Origin of the sequence: Luteolibacter sp. LG18, from assembly GCF_036322585.1 — a bacterium.
Taxonomy (GTDB): Bacteria; Verrucomicrobiota; Verrucomicrobiia; order Verrucomicrobiales; family Akkermansiaceae; genus Luteolibacter.
This window is the reverse complement of record NZ_AP024600.1, coordinates 1,724,143-1,740,890: the sequence shown is the minus strand read 5'-3', so window position 1 is coordinate 1,740,890 and position 16,748 is coordinate 1,724,143. Positions and strand designations below refer to the sequence as shown.

General features: G+C 61.8%; 14 protein-coding genes. 10 read left to right on the top strand and 4 right to left on the bottom strand.

Annotation, left to right across the window (positions count from 1 at the left end; all coding sequences use genetic code 11):
• Window positions 1-7: 7 nt before the first annotated feature.
• The 3 genes from llg_RS07295 to llg_RS07285 are packed head-to-tail and all read left to right on the top strand — an operon-like array spanning window position 8 to window position 2,304.
• The gene (locus llg_RS07295; RefSeq protein WP_338289066.1) at window positions 8-523 is read left to right on the top strand and encodes a prepilin-type N-terminal cleavage/methylation domain-containing protein; all 516 of its coding nucleotides are present in this window, start codon (window positions 8-10) and stop codon (window positions 521-523) included.
• Window positions 524-526: 3 nt separating this feature from the next.
• On the top strand, window positions 527-1,459 hold the full coding sequence (locus llg_RS07290) for an ABC transporter ATP-binding protein (RefSeq protein ID WP_338289065.1): 933 nt from the start codon (window positions 527-529) through the stop codon (window positions 1,457-1,459).
• On the top strand, window positions 1,456-2,304 hold the full coding sequence (locus llg_RS07285; RefSeq protein ID WP_338289064.1) for an ABC transporter permease: 849 nt from the start codon (window positions 1,456-1,458) through the stop codon (window positions 2,302-2,304). The genes llg_RS07290 and llg_RS07285 overlap by 4 nt, the downstream gene beginning before the upstream one ends.
• A 164-nt stretch (window positions 2,305-2,468) precedes the next feature.
• On the opposite strand, the gene llg_RS07280 is transcribed toward llg_RS07285, so the two are convergent.
• Complete coding sequence (locus llg_RS07280) at window positions 2,469-3,959, bottom strand: hypothetical protein (protein WP_338289063.1); 1,491 nt, start codon at window positions 3,957-3,959, stop codon at window positions 2,469-2,471.
• 155 nt (window positions 3,960-4,114) lie between these two features.
• Here llg_RS07280 and lepA point away from each other — a divergent pair, with 155 nt between their 5' ends.
• Window positions 4,115-5,914, top strand: a complete 1,800-nt coding sequence (gene lepA, locus llg_RS07275; RefSeq protein WP_338289062.1) for a translation elongation factor 4 — start codon at window positions 4,115-4,117, stop codon at window positions 5,912-5,914.
• A gap of 72 nt (window positions 5,915-5,986) precedes the next feature.
• Here lepA and llg_RS07270 read toward each other — a convergent pair whose 3' ends face one another.
• Window positions 5,987-6,610: a hypothetical protein gene (locus llg_RS07270; RefSeq protein ID WP_338289061.1), complete on the bottom strand. Its 624-nt coding sequence runs from the start codon at window positions 6,608-6,610 to the stop codon at window positions 5,987-5,989.
• Between the two features lie 180 nt (window positions 6,611-6,790).
• On the opposite strand from llg_RS07270, the gene llg_RS07265 reads away from it, so the two are divergent.
• The 3 genes from llg_RS07265 to llg_RS07255 all read left to right on the top strand — a co-directional run bounded on the left by llg_RS07265 (window position 6,791) and on the right by llg_RS07255 (window position 9,062).
• Window positions 6,791-6,943, top strand: a complete 153-nt coding sequence (locus llg_RS07265; protein ID WP_338289060.1) for a hypothetical protein — start codon at window positions 6,791-6,793, stop codon at window positions 6,941-6,943.
• Between the two features lie 531 nt (window positions 6,944-7,474).
• Window positions 7,475-8,548, top strand: coding sequence for a DUF262 domain-containing protein (locus llg_RS07260; protein WP_338289059.1), 1,074 nt, complete (start codon window positions 7,475-7,477; stop codon window positions 8,546-8,548).
• A gap of 7 nt (window positions 8,549-8,555) precedes the next feature.
• A complete protein-coding gene (locus tag llg_RS07255; protein ID WP_338289058.1) occupies window positions 8,556-9,062 on the top strand; it encodes a HEPN domain-containing protein in 507 nt (168 codons plus the stop codon).
• Window positions 9,063-9,263: 201 nt separating this feature from the next.
• Here the strand turns inward: llg_RS07255 and llg_RS07250 are convergent, their stop codons facing one another.
• Together llg_RS07250 and llg_RS07245 are read right to left on the bottom strand one after the other, a co-directional pair.
• On the bottom strand, window positions 9,264-11,405 hold the full coding sequence (locus llg_RS07250; RefSeq protein ID WP_338289057.1) for a c-type cytochrome: 2,142 nt from the start codon (window positions 11,403-11,405) through the stop codon (window positions 9,264-9,266).
• 66 nt (window positions 11,406-11,471) lie between these two features.
• A complete protein-coding gene (locus llg_RS07245) occupies window positions 11,472-12,089 on the bottom strand; it encodes a hypothetical protein (RefSeq protein ID WP_338289055.1) in 618 nt (205 codons plus the stop codon).
• Window positions 12,090-12,229: 140 nt separating this feature from the next.
• Here llg_RS07245 and llg_RS07240 point away from each other — a divergent pair, with 140 nt between their 5' ends.
• The 3 genes from llg_RS07240 to llg_RS07230 all read left to right on the top strand — a co-directional run bounded on the left by llg_RS07240 (window position 12,230) and on the right by llg_RS07230 (window position 16,737).
• Window positions 12,230-12,592: a hypothetical protein gene (locus tag llg_RS07240; RefSeq protein WP_338289054.1), complete on the top strand. Its 363-nt coding sequence runs from the start codon at window positions 12,230-12,232 to the stop codon at window positions 12,590-12,592.
• 139 nt (window positions 12,593-12,731) lie between these two features.
• The gene (locus llg_RS07235; protein WP_338289053.1) at window positions 12,732-15,869 is read left to right on the top strand and encodes a choice-of-anchor tandem repeat GloVer-containing protein; all 3,138 of its coding nucleotides are present in this window, start codon (window positions 12,732-12,734) and stop codon (window positions 15,867-15,869) included.
• 94 nt (window positions 15,870-15,963) lie between these two features.
• Entirely contained in the window at window positions 15,964-16,737 is a 774-nt protein-coding gene (locus llg_RS07230) for a hypothetical protein (RefSeq protein ID WP_338289052.1), read from the top strand.
• Window positions 16,738-16,748 lie beyond the last annotated feature (11 nt).

Below are 16,748 nucleotides of genomic sequence, written 5' to 3'. Positions count from 1 at the left end.
CGATCCCATGAAACGAGCCCGCGGTTTCACCCTCGTCGAGATCCTGGTCACCATCACGATCATCATCGTGCTGGCCGCGATTTCCGTGCCCCTGGCGAAGCGCGGGCTTGGCAAGGCCCGGCAATCGACCTGCCTGTCCAACCTCCGCAGCATCGGCGTGGGGCTGGAAAGCTACCTCCAGGACCACAACCGCAAGATGCCGGACATCGCCGCCGGGCGCAGCTCGAAGGACGACGACATGAAGGTGCTGGAAACCGAGCTGGCCACCTACCTCACGGCGAAGGACGCCTTCAAGTGCCCGGCGGATGGCAAGCAGTTCGCGAAAACCGGCTGCAGCTACATGTGGAACTCGGCGGTCAGCGGCCAGCTCGAGACCAAGCTGACCTTCCTGGGCAAGGACGGCAGCCCGCAGATCCCGCTGGTCTTCGACAAGGAGGCCTGGCACCCGGAACCGAAGGGCACCAACATCCTCTACGCCGATTTCTCCGCCTCCAGCGAGCTGCGCTTCAAAACCAACAACTGAGCCATGGCCGCGGAACCGATGCTGGAAGTCTCCGGGCTGTGGAAGGAATTCGGCGGCAAGCCGGCGCTCCAGGACGTGTCCTTCACCGTCCAGCGCGGCGAGATCTACGGCCTGCTGGGCCACAATGGCGCGGGCAAGAGCACGACGCTGGGCATCATCCTCGGCATGATCGCGCCGCGGAAGGGCAGCGTGAGGATCGGCGGGCAGGACGTTTCGAAGGACCGCGCGAAGGCGCTGCGCAAGGTGGGCGCGATTTTCGAATCCCCCGCTTTCTACGATTACCTGACCGGCTGGGAAAACCTGCGGCAACTGATGGCCTACTCCGGCGGCTTCGACGAGGGACTGGCCCGCGAGGTGGTGGAACGCGTGGGGCTCACCTCCCGGGTCCACTCCAAGGTCCGCACCTACAGCCACGGCATGCGCCAGCGGCTGGCGCTGGCGCAGGCGCTGCTGCCGGAGCCGGAGATCCTGCTGCTGGATGAGCCCACCGACGGCCTGGATCCGGAGGGCATCCGCTGGTTCCGCGAGTTCATCCTGGGCCTGCGCGAGGAGCGCGGCATGACGGTGCTGTTCAACTCCCACCTCCTCGCCGAGGTCGAGCTGATGTGCGACCGGGTGGCGATCCTGCGCCAGGGCAAACGGGTCCACGAAGGGCCGGTGGCGAACCTGGCGGACGAAGACCCGGTGTTCCAAGTGGACCTCGACCCGTGGGGCACGGCCTGCGGGCTGCTGGCCACCCGCGGCGGCGAGGTGCTGGAACCGGGGCGGATCTCGCTGCCGCCGGGGCTCGATCCGGCGGACTTCGTGGCCTGTCTGGTGGCGGGCGGCGTGAAAGTGCGCGCCTTTTCGCCGGTGCGGCGCTCGCTGGAGGACCTCTACATGGAGATCCGGAACAACACCACCGACCACGTGGACCCCCACGCCATCGACCGATGATCTTCTTCCAGCAACTCCGCGGCGAACTCCGCAAGCTCTTCGGCCGCCCGCGCTCGTGGATGGGCTACGGGGCCTTCATCTTCCTAGAGGCCGTGATCCTGCTCGTCTACAAGCTGGACCAGGTGGAGCGGGAGAACATGCGCATCATCGCCCGCAACGGGCTCGATTTCGGGACCTACTACAGCTCGCTTTCGATGACCTTCATGATGATCCTGTTGAGCATGTTCACGCTCGGCTCGATCTTCTTCGCGCTGGTGGGCGGAGACATCGTGGCGAAGGAAAGCGAGGATGGAAACCTGCGGCTGGTGTTCTCCCGGCCGGTGAGCCGTTTCCGCGTGCTGCTGGTGAAATACCTCGCGGTGGCCTTCTACACCTTCACCTTCGTGCTGGCGGTGGGCCTGGCCGGTTACCTGATGGCGGTGGCGGCAGTGGGCCGCGAGGGCGGGCTGCTGGTGATGGAGCAGATCATGAAGGTCTTTGCCGCCTTCCCGACCTGGAACGAAGGCGCGCCGCGGCTGGCGCTGGGCGCGGTGGGCCTGGGCGTGAGCATGATCACCCTGTCCTCGATCGCCTTCATGTTCTCGTGCTTCAAGATCAAGCCGGCGGCGGCGACGATCGTGACGCTCTCGATCCTCTTCGTGGACATGATCCTGAAGGCCATCGAGTTCTTCAAACCCTACGAGGAATGGTTCATCACCTGGCGGATGAGCGCGTGGGTCTTCCTGCTGGAGAAGCACATCGACTGGGCGAAGATCGCCGAGTCCTACACCCTGCTCTTCGGCCTGAACGCCACCCTGTTCGTGATCGGCTGGCTGGCGTTCCAGACGCGGGACTTCAAGACGTGAGGTGGTAGGGTCATCTCGCCGAGATGACCGGGCGGTGGAGATCCGCTCGCGGAAAGGAGGTCACCCAAACCGATCAAGGGATGGGTCGCGCCCGTGGCAGCGGACGCAACCGTTCCACCCGGTCGCCCCGGCGATGCGGCCCTACCTTTCAGCGGTTGCCCCGCTCACTTCGAAGCCTGGAAATTGCCCTCGATCTTGAGGGTCTTGCCATCCTTGGCGAGGACGTGGTGGAGCTCGGTGCCCTTGGGATCGGTGACGATGAAGTCGTCGCCCGCGATCTTGGTGACCTTGCATTTCCAGACCTCGGTGCCGGCGGCCTTCAGGGAGCACCAGGAAGCGCCGCCCTCATTGCTGAAGGTGCGGGTGCAGGCCTTGCTGGAGGCGGCATCGAAGTACTTCCAGGTGCCGAGGATCGGGCTGTTCCCGGGGATCGCCGCCGCGGCGGGCGGTTTCGGCGGAGCCGGTTTGGGGGCCTCGGGCTTCGGGGAAGGTTTGGGCGGAGCGGGCTTCGGGGCCGGTTTCTGGGCCTCGGGTTTCGGGGCCGGAGGCGGGGTGGTTTCCGCGGGCTTGGTGGCGGGATTGCCAACGGCGCGGGCGATCGAGTCCGAGAGGCCCTTCGTGGGATCATCGGCGGTCGAGGTGGCCGCGGCCTTGCTCTTCTTCGCCTGCTGGAAGCGGTAAACCTGGTAGCCCGCGGCGGAAAGGCAGACGGCGGCCACGGCGATGGTCACCAGCGGCATCAGCGACTTTTTCTTCGGCACCGGGACCGGGTAGCCGCCCATCTGGGTCGGCTCGGGCTCGGCGGCGCTGGCCATGCCCGGCGGCTTCACCACCGGTGCGGCGGTCTGGACGGCCGGGGCGCGATTGGTGGGAGCGGCGGGACGCGCGGCCGGCTGGGTGGTGGCACCCGGGCGGGCGGCCATCACCGGACGCGGGCCGGGCGGCACCGAACGGGGCACCCCGGCGCTCAGCGGGGCGAAGAATTCCTTCATCGACTCCTGCGCCTGCGGGATCTCGGCGAGCTCGGAGTATTTATCGAGCCAGCGGCTGAAATTCTGGAGGATCTCCAGCACGCCCGGGTCGTCATCCGGGTGCGGCTGGGCGAGCACGGTGCGCAGCAACTTCGCCAGCGGGGCCAGGCCGCGCTTGCCATTGGCCTCGTTGAGCCATTTCAGCGGCCCGACCCAGAAGGTGAAGCCGCGGGAGGCATCCTCCGTGCTGACGATGATCGCGGAGGGCGAGGTTTCGATCCACACGGTTTCCTCCTCCTGGAGGGCCTTGGAAAGCTCCACGCAGACCTCCAGGGCCCGCTCCATGAGCGCCACCACGGACGCCGCGGCGATCGGGCCGCGCTCCATGGCCTGCGCCAGCGTGGGCCCCTCGACCCACTCGGTGGCGAGGAACGGCATGCCATCGACCGGATCGCAGCCGCCGCCGACCACCGTGCGCAGCCCGGCGTGCTTCACGGCAGCGAATTTACCGATGCTGGCCTCATAGGTGGCGCGCTGCTCCTCATTGAGGCCGCCGCCGTCCGCGCCGAACGGGAAAATCCGCCGCACCGCCACCTCGCCGCCGGTTTCGCTGTCCGTGGCATGGAAGACGACGCCGTGCTCGTCCTGCGCCACAAGTTCTTCAATCTGGAATCGCTGGCTCACTTCTGTTGTTCCTAGCAAAGGTTTGACGATTCCGCCACTGCGGCGTGGCGGTCCGGGTATACAGGCTGTAATTTTGCGTGCCTTTCAGCGATTTCGTGCTTCTCTTCCGCCCCTCCCGCACGCTTTTTCCGCCCTGTCCCGGTCCCCGTAACACCATGCCTACCAGCCTGACACGCAATTTCTCGATCATCGCCCACATCGATCACGGGAAGACCACGCTGTCCGACCGCCTCATGGGCGCGACCAATACCGTGGCCCAGCGCGACGAAAAGGAGCAGCTCCTCGACGCCATGGACCTGGAGCGCGAGAAGGGCATCACCATCAAGTCCCACCCGGTGGCGATGGAGTACAAGGCCAAGGACGGCAAGACCTACAAGCTCAACCTGTTGGACACGCCCGGTCACGTCGACTTCTCCTACGAGGTTGCCCGCTCGCTGGCCGCCTGCGAGGGCGCGATCCTGATGGTGGACGCCGCCCAGGGCGTGGAGGCCCAGACCGTGGCGAACCTCCACCTCGCCCACGCCCAGAACCTCGTCATCATCCCGGTCCTCAACAAGATCGACCTCCCCGCCGCCGACGTCGAGAAGTGCCGCCGCCAGCTCGAGGACATCCTCGCCATCCCCGGCGAGGACGCCATCCCCGCCTCCGCGAAGGCCGGCATCGGCATCATCGACATCCTCGAAGCCGTCGTCGCACGCGTCCCGGCCCCGGTCGAGAACCCGGACAAGCTGCTGCGCTGCTCGGTCTTCGATTCCATCTACGACACCTACCGCGGCGTGGTCTCCTACGTCCGCGTCTTCTCCGGCTCCGTGAAAAAGGGCCAACGCATCAAGCTGATGCACACCGGCAAGACCTACGAGGTCAAGGAAGTGGGCGTCTTCACCCCGAAGATGAGCGCCCGCCCCCAGCTCGTCGCCGGGGATGTGGGCTACGTGATCGCCAACATGAAATCCGCCGATGAGGCGAAGATCGGCGATACCATCACCGACAACACCCACCCCTGCCCGGAGCCGCTCCCCGGCTACAAGGAGATCCAGCCGATGGTCTTCTCGGGCATCTACCCGGTGGAATCCTCCGACTACGAGGCGCTCAAGGCCGCCATGGCCAAGCTCCAGATCAACGACGCCGCCTTCACCTACGGCTCGGAAAGCTCCACCGCCCTCGGCTTCGGCTTCCGCTGCGGCTTCCTCGGCCTGCTCCACATGGAGATCATCCAGGAGCGCCTGCGCCGTGAGTTCAACATGGACGTGATCTCCACCTACCCGTCCGTGATCTACCAGGTCACGCTCACGGATGGCTCGGAGCTGATCGTGGACAATCCCACCTTCTTCCCGGAAACCCAGGTCATCCAGGAGATCCGCGAGCCCGTCGTGAACGTCTACATCATGGTCCCCGGCGACTACATCGGTGACATGATGCAGCTCGTCCTCGAAAAGCGCGGCGAGGTCACCAACACCGAGACCATCGACGACATGCGCGTCATGCTCTCCTGCGTCCTCCCGCTCGGCGAAATCCTCGTCGACTTCAACGACAAGCTGAAGTCCATGACCCGCGGCTACGGCTCGATGGACTACGAGCACGCCGGCTACCGCCCGGCCAACATGGTGAAGATGGACATGCTCATCGCCGGTGATCCGGTCGAGGCCTTCTCCACCATCGTCCACCGCGACAAGGCCGAGTCGTACGGCCGCGTCCTCGCCGGCAAGCTCAAGGAAGTCATTCCCGCCCACCTCTTCGTCGTCGCCATCCAGGCCGCCGTCGGCGGCAAGATCGTCGCCCGCGAGAGCATCAGCGCCATGCGCAAGAACGTCACCGCCAAGTGCTACGGCGGCGACATCACCCGCAAGCGCAAGCTCCTCGAGAAGCAGAAGGAAGGTAAGAAGAAGATGAAGATGTTCGGCAAGGTCAACATCCCCCAGGACGCCTTCATCAAGGTGCTGAAGTCGGGGGATTGATTCTGCCCTAACTGGGAGTAGGGACATTCCTGTCCCGTTCTTCATCTCATCGGCACGCCATCAAAGAGCGGCTCACTCCCAGACTGGGTACTTCGATTTGAAAGCCTTCACCGCTGCCGCACATTTCGGGCAGCGCCAGGTCCAGTCATAGTAACCAACCCCGCAGTCGCCCGGTGTGGTGAGAGCATGATGGCGGTACACTTGGTCCATCAGATGCTCCTCCTTCTTGGAACGGAGTTGCCATGTGATGAAATCTTCCGCCACGAACTCCATCGGACAGTGGTGGACCTCGCAGATCGAGGCATCGGCGATCATCTTGCCACCGTCCTCGATCTTCGAAAGATGGGCCTCGCTCCTGTTCAGGAACGGCGAGGAGGGAAAGGTCTGATCCGTCGTATAGACATAAAAGCTGTAGGACTTCTTCGGATCGAGCTTCTGTTTAAGAATCTCGGTCGTCAGGTTGGAGGACAGGTCACGTTTGTATGGAAAGACCTTGGAGCCGCCGACTTGAAGTGAATTCTCGCCCGACAAGATCGGCCGTCCGATAAGGCGAACCTCCTCCACCTCATAATTCGGTTTTTGGGAAATCACCCGCACCAATTGCGGGTGGCGGGCACAACTGCAGGCCAGGGTCGCCGCAATGGTCATAGCGATGGCGAGAAGGGCACGAACCGGGCGGAAGCCGAAAGCAGCCATGGTGGTGGGATGAGTGAAGATCGAAACAATGCTGGAAGCGTCACGCCAATCCTTTTCCAGTCATTCCGGCGAAGCAAGATCGGACACCTGACGACAAAACGGAGCAAGCCGCCCGTCCTTCCCTTCCTTTCCGATTTGCCATTTTTCCGGCGACCCGGCTAACAACCAACCGGATCAATCATGGACCCCTACACCTCTCCCGGCGCACAACAGGACGATGCATCCCAAACCGACATCATTCCCGATGCTGGAATCGAAGAACACCGTCTCTACCCCATGGGGCTGAATATGGTTCTGTGGGGCGAAAAGAAAAAGAAGTCTACCACCGCCTGAAAGTCAACGGAGTCACCGGCCCAACCGCCGATCTCCTCTACAACGCCCGCGCCGACCGCATCGCCACCATCCGCGGTGCCTGCCGTCACAAGTGCCTCATCGACATCGGTCTGCTCCCGGCCGCCGTCAATACACATTCTGTATCTGCTGGTACGGTCTCTCTTCATCCCATGTATCTTGCTGATCGACTGCTTCGCCATCCTGGGGCGATCTTTGGAAGATGCTCAACAATCTCGGTGGCCACTTCATAGCCGCAATCAAGGAACGCCTCATCACTAGGATGTCTAAATTGAACCCTTCAAGCGCAGGAAATTCGCACTCACCTTACATTGCTGAATTCTCGCTTTCCTAGGGTATTTGATAGATTAGAAATTTCCCGGGTGTAAGCTCGTCAAATTTTGCTTCCATATTTAAAATCCCGCCATATAATCGCGATATATTTATCTATTTGCTAGATGTATGCCCTATATCGCAATTCTGCAGATAGTCCGAAAATTCCCCAGGTAATCTCAATTTTTCCCAAACTTAAATATGGATGACGAAAATGAAGATCTCGAAGTATTTGAAGAAACAGAAGACGCTGAAGTCAGCATTAAATATGACATAGCTTCTTACCCTTCTGATCTCACTTTGAGTGTCATATATGAGATGTGGTCAAACGATGAAATTCTCATCCCGGAATTCCAAAGAAATTTTGTTTGGAACATTAAGCAGTCTTCGTTGTTGATAGAATCGTTTTTGATAGGACTCCCCATCCCTCAAGTATTCTTTTACGTCGACGAGCAGAACAAGAGTCAAGTTATCGACGGCCAACAGCGCATAACAAGCGTTGTTTATTACATGAATGGATACTTCGGAGATGAAAATATCCACGGGAAAAAACAAGTGTTCAGATTGCAAGGTTTAGACGAATCAAGTCCTTTTCATAAAAAACGGTTCGAAGATTTGAGTGAATCTAGTCAACGTAAACTTCGAGGGGCAGTCTTAAGAGCTATCAATATCCGTCAACTGAACCCATTAGGAGAACCAACCAGCATTTATCATATTTTTGAAAGATTGAATACTGGAGGAACTCCGCTCAAACCACAGGAGATCCGGAACTGCGTTTTCCGTGGAAAATTTGTCTCGATATTAAGAAAGCTCAATGCTGATAAAAATTGGCGCTCCATCATTGGAAAGAATAATTTAGATAAACACCAAAAGGACGTAGAATTGATATTGAGAATCTTTGGCCTGTCATATTTCTTTGAAGATTATGAAAAACCTATGAAGGAATTTCTAAATCGAGTTATGGCTCGAGAGAAAAAAGGCACATCAAAGCAAGTGGCTTCTTTTGAAGAGCATTTTCCTAAGATAGCTGAATTAATAGTCGCTCGCCTAGGTGCAAAACCATTCCATATCCGAGGCCGTCTAAACTCTTCTGCTTTGGATTCAGTTTTCGGAATTCTCTTGTCCTTCAAAGGCAAAATCCCAATAGACCTCCAAGCTAGATATGATCGCCTGAAAAAGGACCCCACATTTAGTGAGACCACGTTCTATAGCACGAGTGATTTGTCAGTTGTTAAGAGGCGCTTCGAGGCAACCTCAAACCATTTGATCAAGTGATTGGAATATGCCGTATACTGACCATTTCAGACTTACCGATGATCTGATCGCCCATCTAGATACGGTGGTAGCAGCGATTCGAGACCCGTTCATCCAATCTCGTTATACAGGATTCATTGCTGTCAGCGCGGTAACAGTTCTCGAGCTGTCGATTAAAACTATATTTAATGATTTCTCGGCCAAAAAACACAAAGTACTTGGATGCTTTTGCGCCTCGTTTTTTGACCGAATTAATGGAAAAATCGGTTTAAAAACCATTCGCGAAGATTATCTTGCAAAATTTGGAGATAAATATGTTATTAGATTCAAAAAGAAAATTGAAAAATTAGAAAGAGCCAATCTTGCATCTCGCAGGGTGAGCTTTATATCGAGTTACGGAAATCTAATAACTTGGAGAAATGAATTTGCCCATGCAGGCAGGCTCCCCACAAATGCAAGTTATGCAGAGGTAAAGAAGGCATACCTTTGCGGAAAGGAGATAATGGCTTGCCTCGATCAATCTTTGCGCTATTGATCCGCCAAAATCACAAGGAAATCGGCGTGCAGGCTCTATCTCACCAACTGAACCGTCACGAAAAAGAGTTAATTTATTACAATTCATCCTGCGCGATGACATAACGTCGCGATGAAGAAAGAATGGTCCGCTGGCCCACTTGGTGAATAGGGACATCCCAAATTAAAAGCTTAAGGCCAGATCTTTTTATTTTAAGACGCCTTACTTCAGCCCCTTCAACTCCTCAAAGGTATACGGTGTCTGCTTGTCCTTCGTCTCCGCCCGCCACTTGGCGATGTCTTCCGCGGTGACGGGCGTTTTCCAGCCGGCCCATTGGACGCCGATGTAGTTGGCGACGGCGGCGAGCTGGTCGTCCTTGTACATGGTTTCCAGGGGCGGCATCATGCCGGCGGCGTAGGTTTCGCCGGTGCCGAGGGGACCTTGCAGGCCCTTCAACAGCACGTGGACCAGATAGGACGGGTCCTTGATACGGGTGTTCTTGGCGAAGACGGGGGCCATGAGGCTGTCGCCGGTTTTCAGGCCGTTGATGCCATCGCCGTGGCACTCCTTGCAGAAGCCGGTGAAGATCGTGTGGCCGGCGCGGTAGGGCTCCAGCTCCTTGGGAAGCTTCTGGCCCGCCTTTTGGAGCAGGGCGAGCGAACCGTTCTTCGGGTTCTTCTCCACCAGTTCCTTGAGAGCCTTCGCGGCGACGGGGGTGTGGATGTTTCCCAAGGTGAGGTAAAGCTGGCCGAGGACGGTGGAGGAGGGATCGGCGGTGAGCGGAACGAGGGCGGCCTCCAGCTCGGGGGCCTGCGCGACCAGCGTTTCCGCGATGGCGATGGCGGTGGTGCGGACGTTTTCATCCGCGTCCTTCAGCGCGGTGGCGACCTCCGCGGGCGTGAGGCTGTCGAGCCCTTGCAGGCAGCGCATGGCGAGCAAGCGTGCGTTCGGATTGGCAGCCTGGAGCGCGGTGCGGAGCGCGGGCACGGCGGACTGGTCGCCGCGGCAGACGATGAGCTTCTGGGCCGTATCGCGCCACCAGCCATTGGGGTGGCCGAGGAGTCCGACGAGTTCGGTGCTGGATTTCCCGGAAAGGGCCGGGCGCGGGTCGAGGAGCTTCTTGTCCTGCGGCACGAGGCGGTAGATGCGGCCGCGCTGGTGGACGCCGAGCATGCCCCAGTCCTTCGCGCGGTAGTAGCGGGCGATCCAGCGCGGGTTCGGGTCCTGGGTGCGCTCGGTGGGGAACCACTGGGACTCCTGGACGATGCCGCGCGACATGTCCGCGATGTAGAGGCCGCCATCCGGCCCGATATCGGTCCAAACCGGGCGGAAGTAAGTGTCCGGGCTGCGGATGAACTCCGTGCCCTTGAAATCCGGATGCGGCACGGCCACGCGCACGCCATTGCGCTCCTCGAAGGCGACGATCTTCACGCAGCGGCGCACGGGATCCGGGATGACGTAGGAACCGGTGTAGCGGCCGAACTGGGCGGTGCGCAGCATCGTCTGGCCGCCGGTGGCGGTCACGTCGTGGCCGGGATCGGTGGCGTCATCCACCTCGCAGATGAAGTTGGCGTATTTGACCGCGTCCTCGGACGGCGGCGTGACATTGGGATAGCCGCCGAGGCTCTGCCAACCCTGGACCGGCGTGCTGTTGCCGCTGCCATAGAGGCGGCCGACATCGTCATGCGCGAGGCCCCACTGGCCGTAGCGCGGGATGTTTTTCACGGCCTGGAGCTTGCCCTCCTTGAAGCGCAGCGCGCGCGAGGTTTCGTAGATCCGGCCATCCACGTTCCAGACGAGGCTGTCGTCCTGGTGCTCGATGTTGCCGCCGACGGGACCACCGGCGAGGGCGACCTCCTTGCGGTCGGCGACGCCGTCCTTGTTGTCATCGAAGAAGGCCCAGATCGTGTTGTCATTGGACATCCGCACCAGGATGCGGTCGTGGAGGGCGAGGATGGAACGGGGCAGCAACAGCGAGTCCGCGAACACGGTGCGCTTGTCGAATTTCCCGTCGCCATCGGTATCCACCAGCTTCACCACGCGGCATTTCGGCTCGAACTGGCCGGTGGCGTACGGGTCCTGCATGTAGGTGTTCCACTCGCAGACGAAGAGCGCCCCATCCGGATCGAAGGCGAAACACACCGGCTCCTGGACCATCGGCTCGGAGGCCACGAGCTCCAGTTGGAAGCCCGCGGGCACCTCGATGAGCTTCAGCCCCTCCTGCGCGGAGAGCGGCCGCAGGGTGCCGTCCTTTTGGAGGTTCGGGCTGTTGAGCGGTTCGGCGGAAGCTCCCACGCCCAGGGTGCAGGCCAGCAATCCCACGCCTGCACGAATCCCCACCGACATCACATTGAACCGTCTCATCACCTAAAAAGATCGCCGGGAATACCTCGGCCGCGCCCGGTTCCTTTCATGCAACCCGGGCGGCGCCTATCCCGGCTCGAACTTCGATTTGAACCCATCCACCGTCCTCGCGCACCGCGGGCAGTGCCAGGTCCACTCATGGACCAGGCCGCCGGAGCAGCAACTCGGAAGGGAGTAACCGTGGTTGTGGTAGGTTTCGAGCCCGCGTTGCTCCCGGCGGGACTTCAGCCACCAATCGACGTTGACGGCCGCGCCGAAGGTCATCGGACAGTGGTGGACGTCGCAGACCGAGGCATCGAGGATGACGGTGCCCCGATCCTCGACCTTCGACAGGATGGCATGCCGGATATGGTCGTTCTTCGAACGGGTCTGGTCCGTGGTGTAGACTTGGAACGTGTAGGACTTCGCCCGGTCGAGCTTTTGCTGCAAGACCCTGCCCGCCACCGGGTGATCGATGTTGTAGGTGCCGCCACCCGGCTCGCTGAACCCTACGATCATCAAAGTCACCTCATCCCCGCGTTTCGCGAGCACCGGCCGGCCGCTGACACGGACTTCCCTCACCACATAGTCGGGCTCTTGGAAAATCACCCGGCCTAGGTCGTGGCGGGAGGCACAACTGGAGGAAAAGACCATTCCGGCGAGACCGGCAACGATGGCAAACCGGCGAAGCAGACTGGAGATCATCGTGGTGGAAATAGACGCGTTCAACGGAGGTTATCGGCACGATGACGGCGGCCCCTGGGTGTGGCAAGACCGCGCCGTGGAGAAGCGGGCGGGCATTTCCCGCTTGCCGGGCGGCCCGGGCTTCGGATGTTAGGCAGCGCATGAGCAGCCACGCCCAGTCCGTCACCATCCATCCGTATTTCCAGATCCACGCCGGGAAGACCGCCGAGTTCCTCGCGAACCTGGAGGACTTCAAGGCGCGCACGGCGACCGAGGAGACCTGCCTGTATTACAACTTCACGCTGAACGGCGACCTGGCGTTCTGCCGCGAGGCCTACGTGGACGGCGATGCCGCGCTGGCGCACATCGTGAACGTCGATGGTCCGCTGACCCGCGCGCTGGAGCTCTCCACGATGGTGCGGCTGGAACTCCACGGCCCCGCCGAGGAGCTGGACAAGATGCGTGGCACGCTCACCGGCCCGGAGGTTTCGTGGTTCGTGTATCAAACGGGGTTGGAGAAGTAAGAGCCTCGCGGCGACCGGGCCTGGCCAACGGGCAAGATGCAACGTGGATATGCCGGGAGATACGTATTCACACAATCCTCCTTGCGGGCCTTCATGACCCCTGATGGATTGCGCCGTGATTTCGAATTTGAACCGTATCTTGTCCTCCAAACCCGTGTTTCCGCGGGGGGTCCAAGGTGTCGCGGCGGCCTGTGCCGTGTTTGCGGCGGGAGCCTTGCCCGTGTCCGCCGCCGGTCCCATCCTCAAAACCCTGCATGCCTTTGACTCCGAGCCGGCCGGCCCCGCGGGGGGCTTGATCCCGGCCGGTGACGGCAGTTATTTCGGGACGACCGTCAGTGGCGGCCTCTACGCGAGAGGCACCGTGTTCCGGATGGCTGCTGACAATACGGTGACGGTCCTGGCCTCCTTCAATGGCACGAATGGCTCCAATCCGCTGGGCAGGCTGCTGCTGACGCCGGACGGGAACCTGTGGGGCACGACGCGCACCGGAGGAAGCGCGAACCTCGGCACGGTGTTCCGCCTGTCTCCATCCGGCGAGCTGACCTCCATCAGCATCACCGAGGCGGTGGGGGCCAATCCCCAGGGACGGCTGGCGCGGGACGCCGCGGGCAACCTCTATGGGACCACGGCCCAAGGCATGGGAACCATTTTCAAGGTCAGCCCGGACCTGGTGCTGACCAAACACGCGACGCTCGGCAATCCCCGCTTCCCGGCGGACGACCTGATGACCGCGGCGGACGGGAACGTGTATGGCGTGGCGTCCACCGGCAACGATGCCCAGGGCGGCTTCGGCGCGATCTTCCGCGTGGAAACGGCGGGGGGCATTTCGGTTTTCGCGAGGATCCCCATCGAGCAATATGGCTATGCCCAGTACGGGCTGGTGCAGGACGGGGCAGGGAATTTCTACGGCACCACCAACGGCGGCGGTCTCGCTCCAGGCGTCGTCTACCAATGCTCGCCAGCCGGAACCCTGTCGGTCATCGCCCCTTTTGCCCTCTCAACCATCCCGGGATCGGTACTCGCAATCGGAGCGAACGGCAGCCTTTACGGGGTGACCTCCTACGTGGGGACGACACCGAACACCTTGTTCCGCGCGAGCGTGGCGGGAGGCATGGAAAACCTCTACACCTTCGATGGTTCCGCCGGTTCCCGTCCTTCCGGGATGATCCTGAGCCCGTCCGGCACGCTGCTGGGCACGGCGGCAGGCGGCACCACTTCTACCTCTGTGAGCTGGTTCGGCGGAGGGGTGTTCGAATTCAACCCGACCGGAGCCCAAACGAGCCTGAAGGTGAAATTCCTCCATGCGGCCCAGAATCCAGCAGGCTCCCTCGCCACCGGACCGGATGGCAATCTCTACGGGGTCACCACCGGCCTGGGTGCCGAGGCCGGAGGCCTGGCTTTCCGCGTCACCCCGCAGGGTGGCTACACCGCTCTTTCCGGCCTCTCCACCAATCCGAGCCACGGACTGACGACCGGAGCGGATGGGAAGGTCTATGGAATCGTCTCCAATGACCATACCGGCGGAGTCTTCTGTCGGGTGGACACGAATGGCTCGATCTCCAATCTGGCCTTCCTGGACTCGGTGTCCGGATACAAGCCCCCCGGCGAACTCGTGGTGGGGGCCGATGGTGGGTTTTACGGAGTATCAACGGGTCTCACGGGCACCCTGTTCCGCGTGACCACAGCGGGCCAGCTCTCGAAAGTGGCGGGCCCCCTGGTTGGCTCGTCCGTGGGCCGGGTCTGCTTCGGCGCTGATGGCAGCACATATCTCGCCTATCCGGGTTGGTATCCCTCCTACCGGGGCTCGATCTGCCGCGTGCTGGCGAATGGCACCCAGGAAACCGTGGTGACCTTCGATGGCTCCAATGGCGCCAACCCCGCCGCCGGTCTGATCCTGGCGAGCGACGGGAACTTCTACGGCACCACCTCGGGCGAGCTCTACACGGGACCCGGGCAGTATGGCACGATCTTCCGCCTCACGCCGGAGGGCGTGCTGAGCACGATCTTCACCTTCGATGGCACGAATGGCTCGACTCCCAAAACCGAGCTGATCCAGGGCGCGGATGGGAGGCTCTACGGCACCACCTCGGCGGGCGGAGACGGCGGCAACGGCACGGTCTTCCGCTGCGGGCTGGATGGCACGCTGACCACGCTGGTGGACTTCGACTTCTACAATGGCAGTGATCCGGCGGGCGCGCTGACGATCGGGCCGGACGGCCAGTTCTATGGCAGCACCCGCCTCGGCGGCGTGGACGAGGGTGAGTCCACGGGCGGCGGCGGCACGGTCTACAAGCTCGACTTCGCCCCGGAGGCCACCACCGGCAACGCGGAGGTGCTTTCGGCCACGGCCACCGTGCTCCACGGCAGCGTGGCGGTGCACGGGATGACCACGACGGTGTCCTTCGAATACGGCACGGACGCCGGGCTCGCCGGTGCCGCGGAGGCGGCGGTCACCACGATTCCGGACACGCAGGACGGCGGTGCGGTGAACGTCCGCCTGGACGGCCTGACGCTGGGCACGACCTACTACTTCCGCGTGAAAGCGGCATGCCCCGGCATGGCCGCCCAGTACGGCCAGATCGGCTCGTTCGTCGCCAGCGGCGTCGACGCCAGCGCGGGACCGGAGGAGTTCCTGTTCTGCGCTCTCGATGGCAACCGCGATGACAAGCTGACGGCCGCGGAGTGGAAACCGATCTACGTGAAGGCTCCGGCGAAGGAAACGGCGTTCGCGCTGCTCGATGTGAACGTGGATGGATTCCTCGATTTCAGCGAGTTCTCCGCCGCGGCCTCCAACCGCACCACGGCCCGCACCTTCTCCACCGCGGTGGACCGGACGGCCTTGTTCCTCTCGGTGGATGCCAGCGAGGACAATGAGATCACCAAGGCCGAGCTGGCGAAGATGTGGAAGCCGGGCACACCGTCGCTGACGGTCGACACCTGGATGGCGCGTGCCGGGGTCGGTGCGACGATCGACTTCTGGGAGTGGCTCCACGCGGCCACGCTGCCGAACGAGCGGACTTATTCGCAGGCCGCCGAGCTGCGCGAGACGCGCCTCGCGTTCGCCGCGCAATTGGACACGGACCACGACGAAGTGATCACATTCGCGGAGTTCTCCCGGATGTTCAAAGCGGGCACGAAGGTCAAAACCATCGACACGGCCTGGCGCACGGCCAACCAGACCCCGCGTGACGCCAGCTCTCCGGCGTCGATGACCATCGAGGCGTTCGTGGAAGCCCCGCGCTTGCCGAAGCTGGTGATCTACTCGACCGCCGGGTAAATCCCCTTCCCAAACGCCCCGTGACCACCAAGGTCACGGGGCGTATTTTTTGCGATGGCTGACAGGAGCTTCCAAGCCTGATAGGGATGTCCGCATGGTCCTCTCATCCCGAGCCTCCGTCTTGCTCGCCACCCTGCTGGTGGCCGGATTGGGGATCTGGTGGGTGATGGGGAAACCGCAGGCCGCCGGAGAGCCCACCCGCCCGGATGGGCCACGCCCGCCCACCCCGCAAACGGAACCGTCGAAGTCCCCTGCCACCGGGCGGGCACGCCCGGCGAAGACCGGGAAGGTGGAAGCCATCGACGAGGCCCTATTGGCCAAGATGCGGGCTCCGGAGTCCTACGAGCATGTGTTCGTCCGGAAGCTCCTGACGCCCTTCGATCCCGAGGAACTGGTGCGCTATGCCGAACAACCGGATCTGAACCCCTCCGTCTTCGCGGGACTGCTCGGGCGCGCGGTGGCGGAAAAGAACCCACGCTTCCGCTATCTGCTGGAGCGGAAGGATCTACGGGACAACGAAGAACTCTCCCCTTTCCTGCTGGCCTACGATTACGCGGTCAACGGCAACCGGGCCGCCCTCGACGAACTGCTGCAGCGGCACCGGGACGGGACGAAGAACTGGGGCACCTGGGAGATCACCGCGCTGTCCTACGTGGACGAGTGGGACCAGACCCGCGAGGCGCTGGGTTCACGCCTGCTGAGCGGGGACGGAGCCTCGGGCGACGAACGCTACGGCTTCTGGCTGACACGCCGCTATCTGTTCCCCGCCAACCCGGCGTTTCCAAAGGACTACCAGGCGTTCCAGGCGGATCTTCTGGAACTCCAGAGGCAGGCACCGCCGCGGCCCGCGCCGGTGGTGGAGGAGTAGGCCTCGCCGCA

Coding starts and splice junctions, on each gene's coding strand:
- llg_RS07250 (WP_338289057.1), bottom strand. CDS start 11,405: ATGAGACGGTTCAATGTGATGTCGGTGGGGATTCGTGCAGGCGTGGGA.
- lepA (WP_338289062.1), top strand. CDS start 4,115: ATGCCTACCAGCCTGACACGCAATTTCTCGATCATCGCCCACATCGAT.
- llg_RS07260 (WP_338289059.1), top strand. CDS start 7,475: ATGGATGACGAAAATGAAGATCTCGAAGTATTTGAAGAAACAGAAGAC.
- llg_RS07285 (WP_338289064.1), top strand. CDS start 1,456: ATGATCTTCTTCCAGCAACTCCGCGGCGAACTCCGCAAGCTCTTCGGC.
- llg_RS07265 (WP_338289060.1), top strand. CDS start 6,791: ATGGACCCCTACACCTCTCCCGGCGCACAACAGGACGATGCATCCCAA.
- llg_RS07290 (WP_338289065.1), top strand. CDS start 527: ATGGCCGCGGAACCGATGCTGGAAGTCTCCGGGCTGTGGAAGGAATTC.
- llg_RS07230 (WP_338289052.1), top strand. CDS start 15,964: ATGGTCCTCTCATCCCGAGCCTCCGTCTTGCTCGCCACCCTGCTGGTG.
- llg_RS07270 (WP_338289061.1), bottom strand. CDS start 6,610: ATGGCTGCTTTCGGCTTCCGCCCGGTTCGTGCCCTTCTCGCCATCGCT.
- llg_RS07240 (WP_338289054.1), top strand. CDS start 12,230: ATGAGCAGCCACGCCCAGTCCGTCACCATCCATCCGTATTTCCAGATC.
- llg_RS07295 (WP_338289066.1), top strand. CDS start 8: ATGAAACGAGCCCGCGGTTTCACCCTCGTCGAGATCCTGGTCACCATC.
- llg_RS07255 (WP_338289058.1), top strand. CDS start 8,556: ATGCCGTATACTGACCATTTCAGACTTACCGATGATCTGATCGCCCAT.
- llg_RS07245 (WP_338289055.1), bottom strand. CDS start 12,089: ATGATCTCCAGTCTGCTTCGCCGGTTTGCCATCGTTGCCGGTCTCGCC.